This window comes from Collinsella sp. CLA-AA-H167 (genome assembly GCF_040095305.1).
Lineage (GTDB): Bacteria > Actinomycetota > Coriobacteriia > Coriobacteriales > Coriobacteriaceae > Collinsella.
Genome location: NZ_JBBNGA010000009.1, coordinates 1 through 18,976, shown reverse-complemented (window position 1 = coordinate 18,976; position 18,976 = coordinate 1). Strand labels below are relative to the sequence as shown.

The 18,976-nt window shown below is 58.2% G+C and carries 14 protein-coding genes; 3 read left to right on the top strand and 11 right to left on the bottom strand.

Going from position 1 to position 18,976, the window contains the following annotated elements:
• Positions 1 to 84 precede the first annotated feature (84 nt).
• The 10 genes from pflA to AAAT03_RS06605 form a co-directional block, all read right to left on the bottom strand.
• Entirely contained in the window at positions 85 to 903 is an 819-nt protein-coding gene (gene pflA, locus AAAT03_RS06650) for a pyruvate formate-lyase-activating protein (protein WP_349102922.1), read from the bottom strand.
• 174 nt (positions 904 to 1,077) lie between these two features.
• A complete protein-coding gene (locus tag AAAT03_RS06645) occupies positions 1,078 to 1,932 on the bottom strand; it encodes a DegV family protein (RefSeq protein ID WP_040358955.1) in 855 nt (284 codons plus the stop codon).
• A 277-nt stretch (positions 1,933 to 2,209) separates the two neighbouring features.
• The gene (locus tag AAAT03_RS06640; protein WP_349102921.1) at positions 2,210 to 3,652 is read right to left on the bottom strand and encodes a glycoside hydrolase family 32 protein; all 1,443 of its coding nucleotides are present in this window, start codon (positions 3,650 to 3,652) and stop codon (positions 2,210 to 2,212) included.
• A gap of 101 nt (positions 3,653 to 3,753) precedes the next feature.
• Positions 3,754 to 5,205 (bottom strand): PTS transporter subunit EIIC, encoded by a 1,452-nt coding sequence (locus AAAT03_RS06635; protein ID WP_040358954.1) that lies wholly within the window; start codon positions 5,203 to 5,205, stop codon positions 3,754 to 3,756.
• A 45-nt stretch (positions 5,206 to 5,250) separates the two neighbouring features.
• On the bottom strand, positions 5,251 to 6,633 hold the full coding sequence (locus AAAT03_RS06630) for a family 43 glycosylhydrolase (RefSeq protein ID WP_195625337.1): 1,383 nt from the start codon (positions 6,631 to 6,633) through the stop codon (positions 5,251 to 5,253).
• 184 nt (positions 6,634 to 6,817) lie between these two features.
• Positions 6,818 to 7,828: a LacI family DNA-binding transcriptional regulator gene (locus AAAT03_RS06625; protein WP_225093894.1), complete on the bottom strand. Its 1,011-nt coding sequence runs from the start codon at positions 7,826 to 7,828 to the stop codon at positions 6,818 to 6,820.
• Positions 7,829 to 8,130: 302 nt separating this feature from the next.
• A complete protein-coding gene (gene grcA3, locus AAAT03_RS06620; RefSeq protein ID WP_117583521.1) occupies positions 8,131 to 8,382 on the bottom strand; it encodes an autonomous glycyl radical cofactor GrcA3 in 252 nt (83 codons plus the stop codon).
• An 85-nt stretch (positions 8,383 to 8,467) separates the two neighbouring features.
• Positions 8,468 to 10,519 carry a formate C-acetyltransferase gene (gene pflB / locus AAAT03_RS06615; RefSeq protein WP_022093918.1) on the bottom strand — a complete coding sequence of 684 codons (2,052 nt, stop codon included), beginning with the start codon at positions 10,517 to 10,519 and terminating at the stop codon, positions 8,468 to 8,470.
• Positions 10,520 to 10,985: 466 nt separating this feature from the next.
• Entirely contained in the window at positions 10,986 to 12,005 is a 1,020-nt protein-coding gene (locus AAAT03_RS06610) for a 2-keto-3-deoxygluconate permease (RefSeq protein ID WP_138340124.1), read from the bottom strand.
• 108 nt (positions 12,006 to 12,113) lie between these two features.
• Complete coding sequence (locus AAAT03_RS06605) at positions 12,114 to 12,863, bottom strand: SDR family NAD(P)-dependent oxidoreductase (protein WP_349102920.1); 750 nt, start codon at positions 12,861 to 12,863, stop codon at positions 12,114 to 12,116.
• 249 nt (positions 12,864 to 13,112) lie between these two features.
• On the opposite strand from AAAT03_RS06605, the gene AAAT03_RS06600 reads away from it, so the two are divergent.
• Genes AAAT03_RS06600 through AAAT03_RS06590 form a run of 3 tightly spaced genes read left to right on the top strand, consistent with a single transcriptional unit; the run spans position 13,113 to position 17,784 of the window.
• On the top strand, positions 13,113 to 13,562 hold the full coding sequence (locus tag AAAT03_RS06600) for a MarR family transcriptional regulator (protein ID WP_117637026.1): 450 nt from the start codon (positions 13,113 to 13,115) through the stop codon (positions 13,560 to 13,562).
• Entirely contained in the window at positions 13,559 to 15,928 is a 2,370-nt protein-coding gene (locus AAAT03_RS06595) for an ABC transporter ATP-binding protein (RefSeq protein ID WP_349102919.1), read from the top strand. The genes AAAT03_RS06600 and AAAT03_RS06595 overlap by 4 nt, the downstream gene beginning before the upstream one ends.
• Positions 15,928 to 17,784 carry an ABC transporter ATP-binding protein gene (locus AAAT03_RS06590; RefSeq protein ID WP_349102918.1) on the top strand — a complete coding sequence of 619 codons (1,857 nt, stop codon included), beginning with the start codon at positions 15,928 to 15,930 and terminating at the stop codon, positions 17,782 to 17,784. The genes AAAT03_RS06595 and AAAT03_RS06590 overlap by 1 nt, the downstream gene beginning before the upstream one ends.
• A 515-nt stretch (positions 17,785 to 18,299) precedes the next feature.
• Here AAAT03_RS06590 and AAAT03_RS06585 read toward each other — a convergent pair.
• Positions 18,300 to 18,704: a transposase gene (locus AAAT03_RS06585; RefSeq protein WP_231501618.1), complete on the bottom strand. Its 405-nt coding sequence runs from the start codon at positions 18,702 to 18,704 to the stop codon at positions 18,300 to 18,302.
• Positions 18,705 to 18,976 lie beyond the last annotated feature (272 nt).

Here is an 18,976-nt window from a genome sequence, read left to right as displayed (position 1 = left end):
GCTCTTTAGCAATCAACTAGGTGCCCAGGGGCACTCATTTAAGTCTGTCCCCAATGAGTGCCCTTGGGGAGCGAAAATGGCACGCTAGCCGATGGCGTTTTTGAGTTCCGCGCGGCGCTTTTTCATGCCCGTCATGACGGCATTGCGCAGCTCGGGCATGCGCGCGGTATCCATCTGGGGCACGCCCTCGAGCTTATAGGGAATGCCCAGTTGCTCGTACTTGACGACACCCATCGTGTGATACGGCAGCATTTCCAGGCCCACCACGTTGTGCCATGGAGCGATCAGGCAACCAAGCTTCTCGCACTCCTCCACCGTGTCGGTAATGCCCGGTACCACCACGTGGCGGATAACGACCTTAATCTTGCGACGCGCGAGCTCATCGCCAAACGCCAAGATGCGTGCGGGATCGCAACCGGTCAGCTTTTTATGCTCGACCGGGTCGGCATGCTTAATATCGAGCAGCACCATATCGGTCTCGTTGAGTACGGCATCGAACTTCTCGGGATGCGCGGGATCGAACGCATAGCCGCAGCTATCCAAGCAGGTATGCACGCGGCCATCGGGGTTGTTGTGCATTGCACGGAACAGGTCGGCCAAAAACTCAGGCTGTAGGAGCGGCTCGCCGCCGGACACCGTAATTCCGCCGCTGCGATAGAACTCGTGGTTGCTCTGGAACTCATCCATCAGGTGTTCGACGGTCACCATGGTGCCGCCGTTAACAGACCAGGTATCGGGATTGTGACAATACGCGCAGCGCATGGGACAGCCCTGGACAAACACCACAAAGCGAATGCCGGGTCCGTCGACCGTTCCCATCGTCTCGATTGAATGCACGCGGCCAAGGGCAAACGCAGAGTCCTCGGGACGAGCGTCCACACCCTCAAGCGTCATTTCTGCCATTCGCGCTACCTTGCCTCTCCTTGGATGCAACCAATTAAAATGCCAGAGCCATTCTAGCCTATGCGTTTGCGTTTAAACGTCTCGGGCTAGAATGGCACGTTTTAATCTATCCCCCATCACCATGGCTGGGGTCTACTTCGAGATGTCAGACTGAAGAACGCTCGTCTGAGGCCTTTACGCCTTAAGCGTGAGCACCGCGCCGAAAGCAGTCGGGCCGCAGTGGCTCGAAATGACGCCGCCGACCTGAGTCCAGGTAACGTCCTTAAAGCCAAGATCGTGTGCATAGACTTCCATGTCGTCGCGCAACTCCTCGGAAAGACCCACCGAATACGCCAGGCCAATATGCGAGTAGTCGATCTCGCCCTTCTCTACCATGTGATCAATAAAGGCACGGGCGCACTTAAGCATAGAACCGCGGAACTTCTTGGTCGCCACGAACTTGCCGCCCGTCACCTCAATGCAGGGCTTAATCTTGAGCAGATGGGCGCCTAGGAACGCGACGTTGGACAAGCGGCCACCTGCCTTAAGGAAGGCAAGGTCGGTAGGAACAAAGCCCAACAGTACGCGGTCCATGACGGAGTTCGTAAATGCAAAGATCTCGTCGACGGTGACATCGGGGTGAGCCTCGATGTATTTGGCGGTCTCGACGACAACGAGCGACTGGCCCACCGAGACAAAGCGTGTGTCCATGGAGAACACGTAGTCGCGCCCCTGGGCCGCAATCTTAGAGGACTGATGCGAACAGGTCGTGGCCTCGGAATATGCAAGATGCAAAATAGTCGCGTCGGGTTGCTCGGCATGGATGCGGTCGTACACATGCGCAAAATCCGCTGGCGAACAGCCACTGGTCTTGGGCATCACGCCAAACTCGTTACAGCGCGAGTAAATCTCGAGCGGATCAATCGAGCCATCCTCGACGGTCTCGTCGCCAATCGTGACATGCATGGGCACGCGCACGATGCCGTAGCGTTCGCAGAGCTCTGGCGTCACATCCGAACCAGATTCAACCACGATTACGTACTTGCCCATTCTTATCACGACCCATCTCGACGTTGGTTTTTTAATATATGACGCACGTCCACCGTCCTGCTGCAGAACGGCCTCCAAGCGCCAAAGAGACGCCGTCCCTTGCACACAACAAAGGACAGCGTCTCCCTGGAAAACTCCGTGCTTATCTGAGATTCTACACGGTTTATTAAGGAGTGTTACTTATTCCGCAAACGGTCGCTATACGCGATAAGCGGTAGCTGGCCGCGGCAACTGCGACACATTCCGCCCAACAAGTCCAATCGTGCTCCATGCACGGTTAATGAGCGAGGCGGTAGAAATCCATCGACGCCGCACCCTCGGCGTGCAGCGCCATCGCCGGAACCGCCGACGAATAGGTACGGCTCGTAAGTGCTGCCTCGCCACCGTTGGCAAAAATCTCGACCATCGTAGTGTCCGAAAGCACGCGCAAATCGCGAAGCTCGCTGAGCTCGATCGACCTCTGGTTGCGCCCATAGCCTTCGTCACCCATGTCGAGGGTAAGCATCCCGTCCGTATAGCGTACAAAGACGCCCTTGCGGATTTCGAGCTCGACCATCTTGGCTCCCTCACAGGAAACCACAAGATCAAACAGGCGACCCGGCTCCTCAACGGTTTCACCGCCTACAGCACGAACGCAATTGCCGCGCATTCTCTCAATCTCGTGCGCCGGTTGCTGGCAGAGCTTGCCGCCGCGCATGCTCAACTCTCTCGGCACCGTCAACGCGCACTGCCACCCGCGCGCCACCGTCGGGCTTTCCGCCTTCGCATCGGGGCAACCCGACCATCCGATCATCAAACGCCGACCCGCAACGTCCTCAAAGGACTGCGGGGCATAGAAATCAAAACCGGCATCAACCATCGGAGGCATGCCCTGGCCGACGATCTTAAAGCTCGGCGCCCCCCAATCGGCCTCGATGGAGAACCACACGCACTGATGCGGATTGCGGTAACGCCAGCCATCGGCGGGCACGCCCTGCGGACAGCAAACGAGAATAAGCTCGCCATCGAGCTCAAACAGATCAGGACACTCCCACATAAAGCCAAACTTCTCGCCCAGCTCAATGCGCGTCGCATAGCCCCAGTCCTCTAGATCACGCGAGGTATAGACAAGCACGCACCCGCGATCGTCTTTCGTACGAGCGCCGAGAACCATGTAGTAGATACCGTCGTGTTCAAGGATCTTGGGGTCGCGCACGTGCGTACCGATATCGTCGGGGTAATCGACCGGCCCAACAGCTATGCGCTTCTCGCCCAATTCGTCGGGATTCTCGGCAACCATATGAATTTGGTTTTGCTCACGGCCCGTCAACACGTAGTCGTAATCATCACGGTCAAAATGTTTAACGTTGCCGGTATAGAAGTAGTGAATCTTGCCATCACGTACAAAGGCAGAACCAGAATACGCTCCACTCGAATCCAAATCGGAATCGGGGAACAGCACGGGGCCGTGATTCTCGTACGTCACAAAATCCTTTGTCGTCAGATGGTTCCAAAGCACTGGACCGCCATGCGCAGCATCGAACGGATCGTATTGATGATAGATGTGATACGTATCACCAATCTGAACCAAACCATTGGGGTCGTTGAGCCAGCCAAGCTCAGGCTCCACATGGAACAAAAGCCTATCGGGGTCGGATGCGATGCGAGCCACCGTCTCATCCTGTCCGGCACGCCACTGCTCATAGTCCGCGCATGTCACCTTATTTTTTTGATTAAACATCGCCGTTGACTTTCTCGTCTATGGGAAAGGACGCTCGACTCACACGAGCCGAACGCCCTTCCCCAAATGGACTTATCCGCACATTACGCTGAACGGCTCAACTAGAAGCTAACGTCGAAGCCAGCGCCAGCGCCCTCTTCATCGGTGGTCGGCACGCCCTTTGCCTTGTTGTAGGCAAAGATCAAGACGATCGGCACGATGAAGGCGATGAGATTGCCAGCCACATACCACACGAGCGTCTCGGGCGTAACGATGAGCAGGCCAAGCACGCCGGTCAGACCCTGACCGATGGCGCGCACCTCAAAGAGCTTCACGAAGGCACCGCCGCAGCCTGCACCGATGCAAGCGCAGATGAACGGGATGATCGAGTAGCGCATGTTTGCAGCAAAGATTGCGGGCTCGGAGATACCGACCAGCGTCGGGATAAAGGACGACATGCAGATGTTGCGCTCTTTGGAATGCTTCTTGTGAATGAGGTACATGCCGATGGCGCCGCCGCCCTGGGCGATGATGGAAACCGACCAGATTGCCTGGATGTAGTTGAAGCCAGTCGTGGCAACGAGGTTTGCCTCGATACCCTGGATGAACTGATGCGTACCGGTAACGACGAGCGGCTGCAGGAATGCGGCAAAGACAAAGGCACCGAAGACGCCCATCCTGTTGTACAGGATATCGATTACGCCGGCGAGGACGTCGCCGATCAGGTTGCCGAGCGGGCCGAACACGGTGAACAGGGCGACGTTAGCAAGAATCAGGGTAACGGTCGGGACAAAGACGAACGAAACGACCTCGGGGATGTACTTCTGGGCAATCTTCTCGACCTTGGCCATAAACCAGGCAGTCAGGATTGCAGGGAACACGCCGCCCTGGAAAGCAACCATGGGAATGGAGAGCGGACCGAAGTTCCAGTACTCAGCACCCGTCGGGTCCATAACGAACGTGTTACGGTTCATAAGGCTCGGGTGAACCATGACGATACCGACGAGGATGCCCAGGATCGGGTTACCGCCAAAACGCTTGACCGCGCTGTACATAACCAGGACAGGTAGGTAGTCGAAGGTGGTGGCGATAATGGCAAAGAAGCTTGCGAGGTTCTTGAGGAACTCGCTGTGATCGGCGAGGCTGCCCTCCATGCCAAAGAGGCCGTTGGCAACAATCAGCGACTTAAGGCCGATGATGATAGCAGCGCCGACGAAAGCGGGAATGATGGGGATAAAGATGTCCGAGAATACCTTGAGGACCGAGAAGAACTTGCCCTTCTTGTCCGCCTCGGCGCCCTTGACCTCGGAAGCGCTAATCTCCTTAACGCCCGTCAGAGCCATAAACTCATCGTAAACCTTGTTGACGGTACCGGTACCGAAGATGATCATGAGCTGGCCGCTGTTGTACAGCACGCCCTTGACGCCATCGATGTTCTCGAGCTCGGCCTTGTTGTACTTGCTCGTATCCTTGAGCACCAGACGCAGACGCGTAACGCAATGCGTGGCGCCCTCGATGTTCTCCAGACCGCCGACGTTATCGACGACTTGCTGAGACACTACTTTGTAGTCCATGTTCCTCTCCATTCCTTTACGAAATCATAAGACGTTTTGATGCCATTACAGAGACGCGATCGTTGCATTTGCGCACTTAAGCGTACCGTCGGTGACCGTCAGCGCCACACCCTGGCCCTGCTTATTGCAGAATCGAGCGTTAAGCGCAACATCATCGACAAAGATGGTCGCGATATCGTCGTCAACGACCAGGCGCACATGATGAGTGCCCTCGCCCTTAAAGAACAACGGACGCTCGAGGCCCATGTTGTTGACCTGGAACCACGGATACTGGGGGGCCGCCGTAAACTCGAGCTTGCCCTCACGCAGGTTGGCGCGGAACTCATAGGCAAGACCGGACTCGGCGTCCTCGGCAAGCTTCACCGAGAAGCCGGCAGCGTCACCGGCGAGCTCGATGTCGGCATCGAGCATATAGGTGGAACCGGCATCCGCGGCGAGCACCTGCTCGACCTTGCCCGACTCGCAGGAGAGCTCAAAGGCCTCGACTGCCTTAGCCTCGCCAAAGGCGCCAAGCATGCTGTCAGGAAGCTTGGTGCCGAGCGTTCCGTCAACACGCTGAACGATCTCGAGAGGCATAAAGGTGCCACCCCACAGGTAAGAGCTGGGGTCACCGCCCTCGTCACGCGTAGGAACCCAACCAAAGAGAACGCGGCGCTCGCCGTCAAATGCGGTACGCGCGGCATAGTACGCGCGGCCATCGAAGGAATCGTCCGCAGGAGTGATCCAAGGACCGTTGATAGAGCGAGACATGCGGTAACGGGTCTTGTTGCCATCACTGTACTCGGAGAACACCAGATACCACCAGTCGCCCATCTTAAAGAGATCAGGCATCTCGAACATGGTGTACAGGCCCGGATTCCACCAGTCGCCCTGGAACTCCCAGGTATCCAGGTCCTTGGAGGTGAACTTGACCAGACGACCGGTCATCAGACGCTTGTCCTCGCCCACACGCGTGCCGAGGATGAGCATGTACTCTTCGTTCTCCTCATCCCAAAGCACAAAGGGATCGCGCCAGTTGCGGTCATCGTAACCCTCCTGGGGCGGAAGCAGCGTCTCGGCGATGTTCTTCTCCCACTTGACGGCGTCGTCACTCGTTGCGTGAAGAAGAACCTGCTTCATCAAGCGTGCCTTGACCTTATCGCGATTGCAACCAGTGTAGAGCGCATGGTACTTGTCGCCCACCTTAAACACCGTGCCGGCATAAACATACTGGTCGACTTCCTCGTCGCCGCCACGCTCAAGGCTCTCGCCAAAGTCTTTGTAATTGACGAAGTCCTTGGTTGTCGCGAGTGCCCAGCCAAACGGCTCTCCGAAAGGTCCGGGGTTTCGCGTGTCACGCTGATGATAGAGATAGAACGTGCCGTCCTCGCCGTACGGCATGATGTCGCCTACCCAAATTCCCTCAGGCTGGTAATACACCTTGTGCATCCGAGACTTCCTTTCTCACGAGATACTAACTCGGTACAACTGCAAGATATGTCAATCGTTTTCATATGTCAAACGTTTTCACACCAATACGTCTTTTCGCAGTTCCAGTCGTCGGCAAACGGTTGACATATGCCGGCGAACGGTCATCAGAGGTGTTTGAGGAATTCTTTTGGCACGGGATGAACTACGCGGTTTTACCCTCAATGAGTTCAACGGGGAGCTTGATATTCGATTCGGGCTTTTCGCCGTTAATAAGAGCAATGATGGATTGCGCCGCGAGCTCTCCGATGCGATCGATATCTTGGCGAACGGTTGTTAAGTCAGGCATAAACGTCATAGTGCGGCGGGCACCATCCGCGCCCACGACCTTAATATCGCCCGGAGCGCTCAAGCCGCGCTGCTTCATCACGTTAAGACAGATAGCCGCCATCGTGTCGTCTCCCGCAAAGATGCCGTCAATATCGGGGTTCTCATCGAGGATCTTCGCAACGACCGCACTCTTTTCGTCGTCGGGCTTAACGAACTCGACCTCACGGACAAGCGCGGGCAAACCGGCCTGCTCAACAACATCGAGGTAGGCATCGGTACGCTTATTGGCAGGCATGCGCATGCGGCTATTGCTGCGCAGGCACAGGATGCGTGAACATCCGTCATCGATCAGGCGACGCGTGGCAAGTTCGCCGATGCTATAGCTGTCGCTCGCAATCTGAACAGAGGCTTCGCCAAGGTCGCAGTCGATACCAACCAGACTCAAGCCCATCTCGGCATACGCCTCGGCACCGATATTAAGCGAGTTGACGATGACGCCATCAACCATATTGCGTCGAAGCATGTCGATATAAGAGCGCTCAAGCTCGGGTCGATTGGCGCTATTGCACAGCAGCATCTTAAAACCGTTTTCGGCCAGGGTATGCTCAATGACTTGAACCACTTGGGCATGAAACGGACTGCTGACATAGGGGACGATCATACCGATAAGATTCAGGCGACCGTTGAGCATGGCACGAGCGATATCGTTGGGCGTATAGTTGATGCGCTTCATCGCGGCATGGACCTTATCGCGGGTCTCTTGGCTAATATAGCCACGATTATTAAGCACACGAGATACCGTAGTAGGCGAAACCCCCGCCACCGCCGCAACTTCCTTGATGCCAGGCTTAGCCGTATCCTTAGAACGAGCACTCTCGCGAGCCATAGCACCCTCCCCCATCAACATGTCATACGTTTACATACGAACAAAGCATACCCCAACAACAGCGGGATGACGGTAACAGTACAAGTAAGTAAACGACTCATCCAAATAATTAGGAGAGTTCCGCCTAAAGGGTGACTACACAGGACCCAGCCGGGGCTGTTTGGGCTACCTCCCAAAACATTCCGCAGGACGCAAAGAGGCTCCGCCGCGCAACGCGCGCAGCGGAGCCTCTTTGCATGTCCGAGGACGTTTTGGGAAATAACCCAAAACCGGCCCCAGTAATCCTACAGGAGTTGAACCCTTTAGAACTTGTCGTGGAAGGTACGCGAAATGACCTCGTCCTGCTGCTCCTTGGTGAGCGTGTGGAAGTTCACGGCATAGCCGGAAACGCGGATGGTCAGCTGCGGGTACTTCTCGGGGTGAGCCTGAGCGTCAAGCAGCGTCTCACGGTTGAAGACGTTGATGTTCAGGTGGTGGCCACCCTTCTCGGCGTAAGCGTCGAGCATGTGGACCAGGTTATCGGCCTGAGTCTCAGAAACTTCAGAAACCTTCATAATGTGTCTCCTTCGATTAATAGGCGCCGGCCGAAACCGGCGCGCTAATCAGTAATCGTTATTGTTAGTATAGCACTAACAATAGTTACTCGCCCAGCTGATCAAGGTCGATATCGCCAAAGAACACCTGGTCCTCCTTGCCGAGCGCACTCGGGATGATGGAGAAGGTGTTGGAGATGCCGTCCTGAGCATCGCGGAACGGGAGCTTGGAAACCGAAGACAGCGAAGCGATGGCGCCGTGGCTATCGCGCTTGTGCATGGGGTTTGCACCCGGGGCGAACGGCTGGCCAGCCTTGCGGCCGTCGGGCGTGGAGCCGGTCTTCTTACCGTAGACGACGTTGGAAGTAATGGTCAGAACCGAGGTCGTGGGCACGGAGTTGCGGTAGGTGTCGTTCATGCGGATGTACTCCATGAACTGGTGCACAACGTCGTGAGCGATCTGGTCGACGCGGTCGTCGTCGTTACCGTACTTGGGGAAATCGCCCTCGGTCTCGAAGTCGACGATGATGCCGTTCTCGTCACGGACGGGGTGAACCTTGGCGTACTTGATGGCGGACAGGGAGTCAGCCACGACGGAAAGGCCAGCGATGCCCGTAGCGAACCAGCGGTGCACGTGCTTGTCGTGCAGAGCCATCTGGATACGCTCGTAGCAATACTTGTCGTGCATGTAGTGAATGATGTTCAGCGAGTTGACGTACACGCCAGCGAGCCACTTCATCATGTCGTTGTACTTGGCCACAACGTCGTCGTAATCGAGTGTATCGCCCTCGACGGCGCGGTACTTGGGGCCGACCTGCTTCTTGGAGACCTCGTCAACACCGCCGTTGAGTGCGTACAGCAGGCACTTGGCCAGGTTGGCGCGAGCGCCGAAGAACTGCATCTCCTTGCCGATGCGCATGGAGGACACGCAGCAGGCAATACCATAGTCGTCGCCATGATAGACGCGCATGAGGTCGTCGTTCTCGTACTGAATCGAGGAGCTGGCGACAGAAGTCTTGGCGCAGAACTTCTTGAAGTTCTCGGGCAGACGGGTCGACCACAGAACGGTCATGTTGGGCTCGGGGCTGGTGCCCATGTTCTCGAGCGTGTGCAGGTAGCGGTAGCTCATCTTGGTAACGAGCGTACGGCCGTCGACGCCCATGCCGCCGATGGACTCGGTGACCCACTGCGGGTCGCCGGTGAACAGGGCCTGGTACTCGGGGGTACGGGCAAACTTGACCATGCGGAGCTTCATGATGAAGTGATCCACGAACTCCTGGATCTGCTCCTCGGTGAAGGTACCGTTGGCAAGGTCGCGCTCAGCGTAGATGTCGATGAACGTAGAGGTACGGCCGATGGACATGGCAGCGCCGTTCTGCTCCTTGACGGCAGCAAGGTAGGCGAAGTACATCCACTGGATGGCCTCCTGCGTGTTGGTAGCAGGGTTGGAAATGTCGAAACCATAGGTCTCGGCCATCATCTTGAGCTCGCCGAGGGCGCGGATCTGCTCCTGCAGCTCCTCGCGATCGCGGATGTTGTCGGCGGTCATGACCGTCGGGGTGGAAGCCTTCTGGGCCTCCTTGTCCTTGATCAGGTAGTCGACGCCGTACAGGGCAACACGACGGTAGTCGCCGATGATGCGGCCGCGGCCATAGCCATCGGGCAGACCGGTGATGATGTGAGCCGAGCGGCAAGCACGCATCTCGGGGGTGTAGACATCGAAGACGCCAGCGTTGTGGGTCTTGCGCTCGAAGGTGTAGCGCTCGACAACGTTCTCATCGACCTTATAGCCGTGCTGGCTGGCAGCCTGGCAAGCGATGCGGATACCGCCGTTGACGTGCAGCGCGCGCTTGAGCGGCTTGTCGGTCTGGAGGCCGACGATGGTCTCCTTCTCGCGGTGGGCGTTATCGATGTAGCCAGCGGGGTGGCTCACGATACCCGTGACGGTCTTGGTGTCCATATCGAGGACACCGCCCTGCTCGCGCTCCTTAAGCAGCAGGTCGAGAACCTCGCCCCACAGCTCCTTGGTACGCTCGGTCGGGCCGGCGAGGAACGACTCGTCGCCCTCGTAGGGGGTGTAGTTCTTCTGGATGAAGTCTCGGACGTCAACCTCTCCCGTCCAAATGCCTTCCTTGAAGCCTTCCCATGCCTCCTGCATTGTGTAACCACGCTCCTAGTTACGTGTAATGCGGCGCTCTCTCACACCGCTGCTTATTGAATTCTTGAATGTTCGGCTTGCACTACCGGCTTCTTCCGTTCTTCACCACACATTGGTGCAGGGAAAACGTTTGTCCACCTTGGAACTACAACCCAAAACCCAAGATTTCACCCGTTTGAGAAGGATAACATAGCGACCCTCTCCATCTGGGCTGTTATATGTTTCTTTTTTTATATCATAAGGACGTTTTTTACAAACCCGCAGGAAATGCGAGTGCAAACAACTACCGTTCACCGATTTGTATGGTATTTTTCCTTGCCTTTGTACGACGTTCGCTCTAGCTGTTATGCCAGCTTTAGCAGGGTAAAGTGTCCCAGAGACCCTACAGAAACTGCAGGGCGGCCACGGAATCCCCCGTGGCCGCCCTGTGGCATGGCTAGTTTTTAGCTTTGATTGCCGCTTGGCATTAGGCGGCTGCGGCGGCCTTGTCGGCCGTTGCCTTGCTATCGCCGTTGCCCTGGCCCTCAAAATGCTTGTAGCACCAGCTGGTGACCAGCGGGGTCAAAATAGCCGTAACGATTGCGCAGGCAGCAACCTGTGCCGTAGCCGTCGCGAGCACCGCACCGCCGTACATGGCCCCGTTGACGCTTGCCATGGCAGCAGGCGTGGCCACATTGGCTCCGGCGCAGCTCGAAATGGCCGCACCTGCGACACCCGTACCACCCGTGAGCTTATCGACCGCGATGACGGGAATTGCAAAGATCACCGAGCAGATCACGCCGAGCAGGATGCCGGGAAGACCGCCGTTGATAAGCTGGCCAAAAGTCATGGTCGAGCCCATGGCAAAGAAGACGAGCACGATGATGGCGGAAAGTGCCGGTGCCATCATCTTCTTAAAGCTGGGGAACAGGTTACCCAGAATAATGCCGACGACGATCGGCAGAATGGCGCCCACGAGCGACCAGCCGATCGGGGCCTGGCCGGCAGCGCCGAGCACGATCATCGTGACCGGAGGGCCGACAACCAGCGTGGTGATGGCGACAGCGCCACGCTCAGCCTCGTTGCCCATGGTACCCATCAGCCCAGCGTACATAGCGTTGTTGGCGCCGGTGCAAGCCGCCAGCATCACCATGGCAGAGATGCCAAACAAGTTGTCGTTGAACACATAAAGGATGAGCAGCGACATGGCAACGACCACGATCTGCTTGACGGCGATGATGATGGCGCCGCGGGCAGCGGCGGCAGGAGCGCTCTTAAACGAAATCGTCGTACCGACGATGAGCAAAAAAGCGCCCACGAGCGGGCCAGCGCCCTGCTGGGTCATGCCAAGCGTAAAGCTGCCGAGCGTTTTGAACAGGTCGGGGAATAGCGTGTTGAGCAGACAGCCCAACAGAAGCGGCACCAAGATATTGGCGCCCGGGATGGAGGACATCTTAAAGAACGGCTCCTTTGCCGCCGGCGCCTCCACCGCAGTCGATTCACTCATATATATCTCCTTTGGATGCATGCGAATCGTAGCCGCACGCGCCTATGTCAGAAAGAAGGCGACGGTCCCGAGTCGCAGGAGCCGTCGCCGAATAATCGTCGTGGGGTATTACCCGTCCAGGACGATGCCACCGTCGCAGTCACCGATCTCGCCGTTAACGAAGCTGGCGAGGTCGGAGGCAAAGAAGAGCACCATCTGCGCAGGCTCGCTGGCCTGGGCGGCGCGGCCCAGAGGAATACCGTTGATGATGCGCTGAGAGTTCTCGTCAGAGAGGATCGAGGTCATATCGGTAAGCGTGAGCGACGGGCATACAGCGTTGCAGCGAACGCCAAACTTGCCGCCTTCCTTGGCGACTGCCTTGGTTAGACCGTTAACACCGGCCTTGGAGCTCGCGTAAGCCGCGGTGCCGAGCAGGCCGCCGCCGATCTTGCCAGCAACAGAGCTCACGTTGACGATAGTGCCGGCATGGGCCGCCTTAAAGTGCGGGTACACGGCATTCATCATGGTAAACGTACCATTGAGGTTGATGTCAATGGTGCGACGCCACTCGATGTCATCGATCTCGTCGAACTTCTTGGTGCTGATGACGCCAGCGCAGTTAATCAGGATGTTGGTTTGCGGCAGGTCTGCGAAAATCTGTTCGACGGTCTCGCGCGCCTTGGGCGCATCGGCGACATCGAGCTGATAGAACTTGTTGCCCTCGCCAAGCTCGGCCACAGCGGCCTCGCCCTTGGCAGCGTTCCTTGCGATGAGCGCGACGTGTCCGCCGCCCGCGACGATGCCCTTGGCGATCTCGAGGCCAATGCCCTGAGTGCCACCCGTGACAATCGCGGTCTTGCCCGTGAAGTCAAATGCCATGACTCCATCCCCCTTGATTCAGGTGTCTCCTTGCGGGAAGTTGGAGCATCGCACGTGGCGATAAATGAGTCCCAGTCGTCATGGTGGTGACAACCCCTCGCCTAACCGCGGGCATAATAGTTCTTTGAAACGCTTCAGCAATTGAATTTTTTAACTCTTTATGCGCTCTTTATATTGCCCACTGCATGAGGCCCGAATATGCGGGTATCATCTTTCACCGAGAATAGTTTCTAGTGTTAGGGGTTTTCGGTGGAAGATACCGATTTCCATGAGCTCGGGCGTCAGCTCTTAACTGAGTTTGGCAGCATGCATCATCGCATTTCACGCTCTGCGGACAAAGCTCTCGGCGGCGAGATGGCTGTCATGCGCGCCCTCATGCTCGCTGGCGGTTCGCTCACGCCGAGCGAACTCGCAAATCGCGCCTGGGTCTCGAGTGCCCGCATCGCCAATATCTTACGCACTCTCGAAGCCAAGGGCTGGGTCGAGCGCGAGCACTCAAAGACCGACCGTCGTCGTGTACACGTCACGATGACCGATAAGGGATTCCAGAATCTCGAAATCAAACGTCGGGAATTCGAGGAGCGCACCGCGGCCTTCCTCGAGCAGCTCGGCGAAACAGATACCCAAGAGATGGTGCGCCTTCTAAGGCGTTTCAACGAAATTATCGACCGCAATCAAGAAAGGAGAGATGCCGAGTGAGGATTCTCAAGCTCTTTAAAAAGCATGTCCTGGCACTGTTCACAGCTATCGTACTTATCGTAATCAGTTGCAACGCCGATCTGGCACTGCCTACCTACATGAGCGACATCGTCGACGTGGGCGTACAGCAAGGCGGCATCGCCTCGCCCGTGCCCGACACCATTCGTGCCGAATCACTCGATGACCTTGAGCTCTTTATGAGCACCAAGGACGCCAAAGCTGTGGAGGCCGTGTTTAGCAAGGCTGACAAAAAAGGCATTCGAACGTACAAGGGCACCGAGGAAGAGCGTGCCGATGGCGGCAAGATTGCCGACATTATGAGCCTGCCCGAGACCGTCGTCCTTTCTCTCAACCAGGGCATCAACGCCAGCTCCATGGGCGACATGACCGGCGCATCCACCGAGGCAAGCAATGGCGGCGGCGCCCAGGCCATGCCCACCCCCGAGCAGATGGCGGCAATGACGCCCGAGCAGCTCGCCGAGATGCAGCAAAAGGCCGCAGCGGCGCAAAACATGCAAAAGCAGATTGATGCCGACGGCGGCAAGATCACCATGAAGAGCCTGCGTCTGGGCGTTGAAGGCGGCCTCATCGATCAGGGCAAGCTCGTCGAGGGCGCCAACGGTATGGCGGACAAGATGGGTTCCATGTCGGGCTCCATTGTCACGCAGCGCGCCGTGACCTTCGTGCAGGACGAGTACAAGGCGCAGGGCATCGACCCCGCCGACGTGCAGAACGCCTACCTGGGCCGCATGGCGACCACGATGTTTGGTCTGTGCCTGGTGTCGCTGGTCGCCACCATCCTGACCGGTGCCGTGGCTTCGCGCACCGCCTGCTCCATCGCCCGCGACCTGCGCCGCGAAACCTTCGACAAGGTTATGCACTTCTCGCCGGCCGAAGTGGGCAAGTTTAGCCAGGCCTCGCTCATCACCCGCTGCACCAACGACATTCAGCAGATTCAGATGGCCGCAACCCTGTTTATCCGCATGTGCCTGATGGCCCCCGTCATGGGCATCGTCGCCGTCATGCGCGTCCTGGCCAACCACACCGGCTTGGAGTGGACCATCGCCGTGGCCATCATCGCGGTCTCGGCCGTCGTCGGCGTGCTTATGGGCCTCACCATGCCCAAGTTCAAAAAGATGCAGAGCTTTGTGGACCGCGTGAACCTTGCCGCCCGCGAGCTGCTCGACGGCCTTATGCCCATCCGCTCGTTCAACCGCGAGGAGCATGAGCTCGAGCGTTTTGACAAGGCATCACTCGACCTGATGACCACGCAGCTCTACACCAACCGCGCCATGAGCTTTATGATGCCGCTCATGATGCTCGTCATGAACTGCATCACCGTGCTTATCGTCTGGTTTGGCGCGCAGGGCGTGTCCGACGGCGTGATGCAGGTCGGCAACATGATGGCGTTCATTTCCTACACCATGCAGATCGTCATGGCGTTTATGATCCTCACCATGGTTTCGGTCATCCTGCCCCGCGCCGAGGTCGCAGCCGAGCGCGTGGAAGAAGTCATCACCTGCCCCACCAGCATCAACGACCCTGCCTCGCCCAAACTGCCCGCGGCCAGCGCGCCGCGCGGTGAGCTCACCTTCCGCGACGTGAGCTTCCAGTATCCCGATGCCCGCGCCGATGTCATCAGCGGCGTGAACTTCACCACGCATGCCGGTCAGATGCTCGGCATCATTGGCTCCACGGGCTCGGGCAAGTCCACGCTCGTGCAGCTGATTCCGCGCCTGTACGACGTCACGGGCGGCAGCATTTCGCTCGACGGCATCGACGTGCGCGACATGACCCTTTCCGAGCTGCACCGCCGCATTGGTTACATCCCGCAGCAGGGTCGCCTGTTCTCGGGCACCGTCGCGAGCAACCTCAAGTTTGCCGGCGACATGGTGAGCGATGATGATATGCGCCAGGCGGCACGCATCGCCCAGGCCGAGGACTTTATCGCCGAGCGCGAGGGTGGCTACGACTCCCCCATCAGCCAGGGCGGCTCCAATGTTTCGGGTGGTCAGCGCCAACGCCTGGCCATTGCCCGCGCGTTGGCCAAAAAGCCCGAGGTCGTGGTGTTCGATGACTCGTTTAGCGCGCTCGACTACAAGACCGACGCCCGCCTGCGCGAGGAGCTTGCCAAAAACGTTACCGACGCTGCACTCGTGGTCGTGGCCCAGCGCATCGCGACCATCATGCACGCCGACCAGATCATCGTGCTCGACGACGGCCACGTGGTGGGCACCGGTACGCACGAGGAGCTGCTGCGCAGCTGCCCGGCGTACCTGGAGATCGCACAGTCGCAGCTTTCCGCCGAGGAGCTGGGGCTTACCCAAGAAGAAATTGCAGCCGTCATGGAAGGAGGCGAGCACTAATGGCCGACGAGACCAAGACTCAGATTCCCAAGCCCACCCGCCGGCGCGGTCCCATGGGCCGCATGGGTGGCATGGGCCGCGGCGAAAAGGCCAAGGACTTTAAGGGCACCATGAGGCAGCTACTCGGCTATATCGGTCAGCACAAGATTGCCGTGTTTGCCGCCGTCGCCTTTGCCGTGTGCTCGGTCATCTTTAACATTGTGGGACCCAAGGTGCTCGGCCAGGTTACGACCAAACTGTTCGAAGGCCTGGTCTCCAAGGTCAACGGTACCGGCGATGTCAACTTTGCCTGGATCGCCAAGACGCTCGGCTTTTTGCTCTGCCTGTATCTGGCAAGCTCTGTCTGCAGCCTCATCCAGGGTTGGCTCATGACCGGCGTCACGCAAAAGATTTGCTACCGCATGCGCAAGGAGATCGCCGCCAAGATCGCCGTCGTGCCGATGAGCTACTTCAACGGCCACAGCAAGGGCGACGTGCTCAGCCGCATCACTAACGATGTCGATACGCTCGGCCAGTCGCTCAACCAGAGCGTGACGCAGCTCATCACGTCGGTGACGCAGATTATCGGCGTGCTCGTCATGATGCTGTCGATCAGCCTGCCGCTCACCGGCGTTACCGTGCTCACGCTGCCGGCAGCCGCGATTATCCTGACCGTGATGATTCACTTCTCGCAGCCGTACTTCCGCGAGCAACAGCAAGTCCTGGGCGCCGTCAACGGCATTATCGAGGAGGACTTTGCCGGCCAGAACGTTATTCAGGTGTTCGACCGCGCCGAGGCCTCAATCGAGGAGTTCGACCGTCAAAACGACCGTCTCTTTATTAGTGGCTGGCGCTCGCAGTTCCTATCGGGCCTGATGATGCCGCTTATGAGCTTGGTGGGCAACATGGGCTACGTGGGCGTTGTCGTGGTGGGCGCACAGCTCGCGCTGACCGGCAATGCCACGCCCGGCGACATCCAGAGCTTTATCCAGTACGTTCGCAGCTTTACGCAGCCGGTGCAGCAGCTGGGCAACGTGAGCAACACGATGCAGTCGATGGCCGCCGCCACCGAGCGCGTGTTTGAGTTCTTGGCTGCGCCCGAGGAGGAGCAGAAGGCCGACGCCCAGATTCCCGAGAAGCGCCCCGGCCACGTTGAGTTCGACCACGTCAAGTTTGGCTACACGCCCGACAAGACCATCATCCACGACTTTAGCTGCGAGGCGCAGCCCGGTCAGACCATCGCCATCGTCGGCCCCACCGGCGCCGGCAAGACCACGCTCATTAAGCTGCTGCAGCGCTTCTACGACGTGGACGGCGGTTCGCTGCGCGTCGAGGGCGTCGACGTGCGCGACTGGGACCGCGCGGCACTGCGCGGCGAGTTTGCCATGGTGCTGCAGGATACCTGGCTGTTTAACGGCACCATCCGCGAGAACATCCGCTACGGACGTCCCGATGCGACTGACGCCGAGGTCGAGGCCGCTGCACGCGCCGCACGCTGCGACCACTTTATCCATACGCTCGCCGGTGGCTACGACTTTATGATCAACGAGGAGGGCACTAACCTGTCGCAGGGTCAGCGCCAGCTCGTGACCATCGCCCGTGCCATTTTGGCCGACCGCCCGGCGCTGATTCTAGACGAGGCGACTTCCAACGTGGACACCCGCACCGAGGAGCTCATTCAGCGCGCCATGGATGCGCTGATGCAAGGCCGTACAAGCTTTGTCATCGCGCACCGCCTGTCCACGATCCGTAACGCCGACGTGATCTTGGTGATCCGCGACGGCGACATCGTCGAGAAGGGCACACACGACGAACTGCTCGCCCAGGGCGGCTTCTACGCCGACCTGTACAACTCGCAGTTCGACGAAGCGGCGTAAATTCTGCCGCAGGGAACGAATAACGCCCTAGAACGGGGACGCAGGACAATCTGCGTCCCCGTTTTTGTTTTGCAGCCCTCGAACCGCCTCCCCTGGGACCTGATTGACGCCCTCCCTCAAGGCCCCGTGGACAAAAAATGGCAAATATGAGTACTGTTACTTTTTTAGTAACATCCAAAACGACCCAAAACACCGCTCTTGTAGCTTGTATGCACCTCCACATTGCTCAATCAGCTCTGTATCAGGCTTATATGTACTAGCGTTAATGAACATATTTACTTTATGTCCATTATTTTGTGGGAGCAATATGGCACTACAGCAGCAACAGTACTCATATTTGGCATTTTTTGCCCACAGGGCTTGGAGAACGCCCAACAATCTGGCAATACCAGCAAGCAAACCGCGTCCGCTGGCGCAAGGAGTTTCCCCAAGTGCCAGCACATAAGGAACGTCCCCAACTGCCAGGTTTGAAAGGTAGTCATTGGGTGTTCCTATAGTTTTGTCAACCTTCGACGCTACTCCCGGTAGGGCACCCGGTCGCGCATCACGGCGTATATCGCCCTGAGCCGCTTCCTCGCGACGGCCTTGAGCGCCCGCCCGTGCCCCATGCCCCGCGCCCTGCAGGCCCGGTAGTACTCGCCGTAGCGCCCCGACGACCTCACCAGGCTGTTGCACGAGAAGATCAGAAGAGACTTGAGCCTCGCGTCGCCCCGCCTGGACGCCCTGACCGACCTCACCGACGTGCCGGAGCTCCTCACCCTCGGGGCTATGCCGCAGTACGAGGCCAGGTGGTCGTGGTCCGGGAACCTCGCGATGTCGACCGATACCGCGAGCTGCGCCGCCGTCCTCGGCCCGATGCCGGGCACGGTGAGCAGGCACGCGTAGGTCTCGTCTGTTAGCGCTACTGTAAAAACAACCATTTTGACCAACGCTCAACAACCAATCATGCCAACGCAATCCCGCCATTTGCGCCAACGCATTTTCACCATTTCCACCAACGCCGGGGCTTACGCTTCGACCGACGAGCGAACGATGCTTTCGGGAGGAGCGGGCCGTGGCGGAGAAGAACCTGATCGGAGAGTTGGACATGTACAGGGAAGCGGGCATAAAGCCCAACTTCAGCGACATAGCGAAGCGCTACGGCAAGGACAGGCACACCGTGGCGTCGTACTGGAGGGCCGAGGGCGGGCGG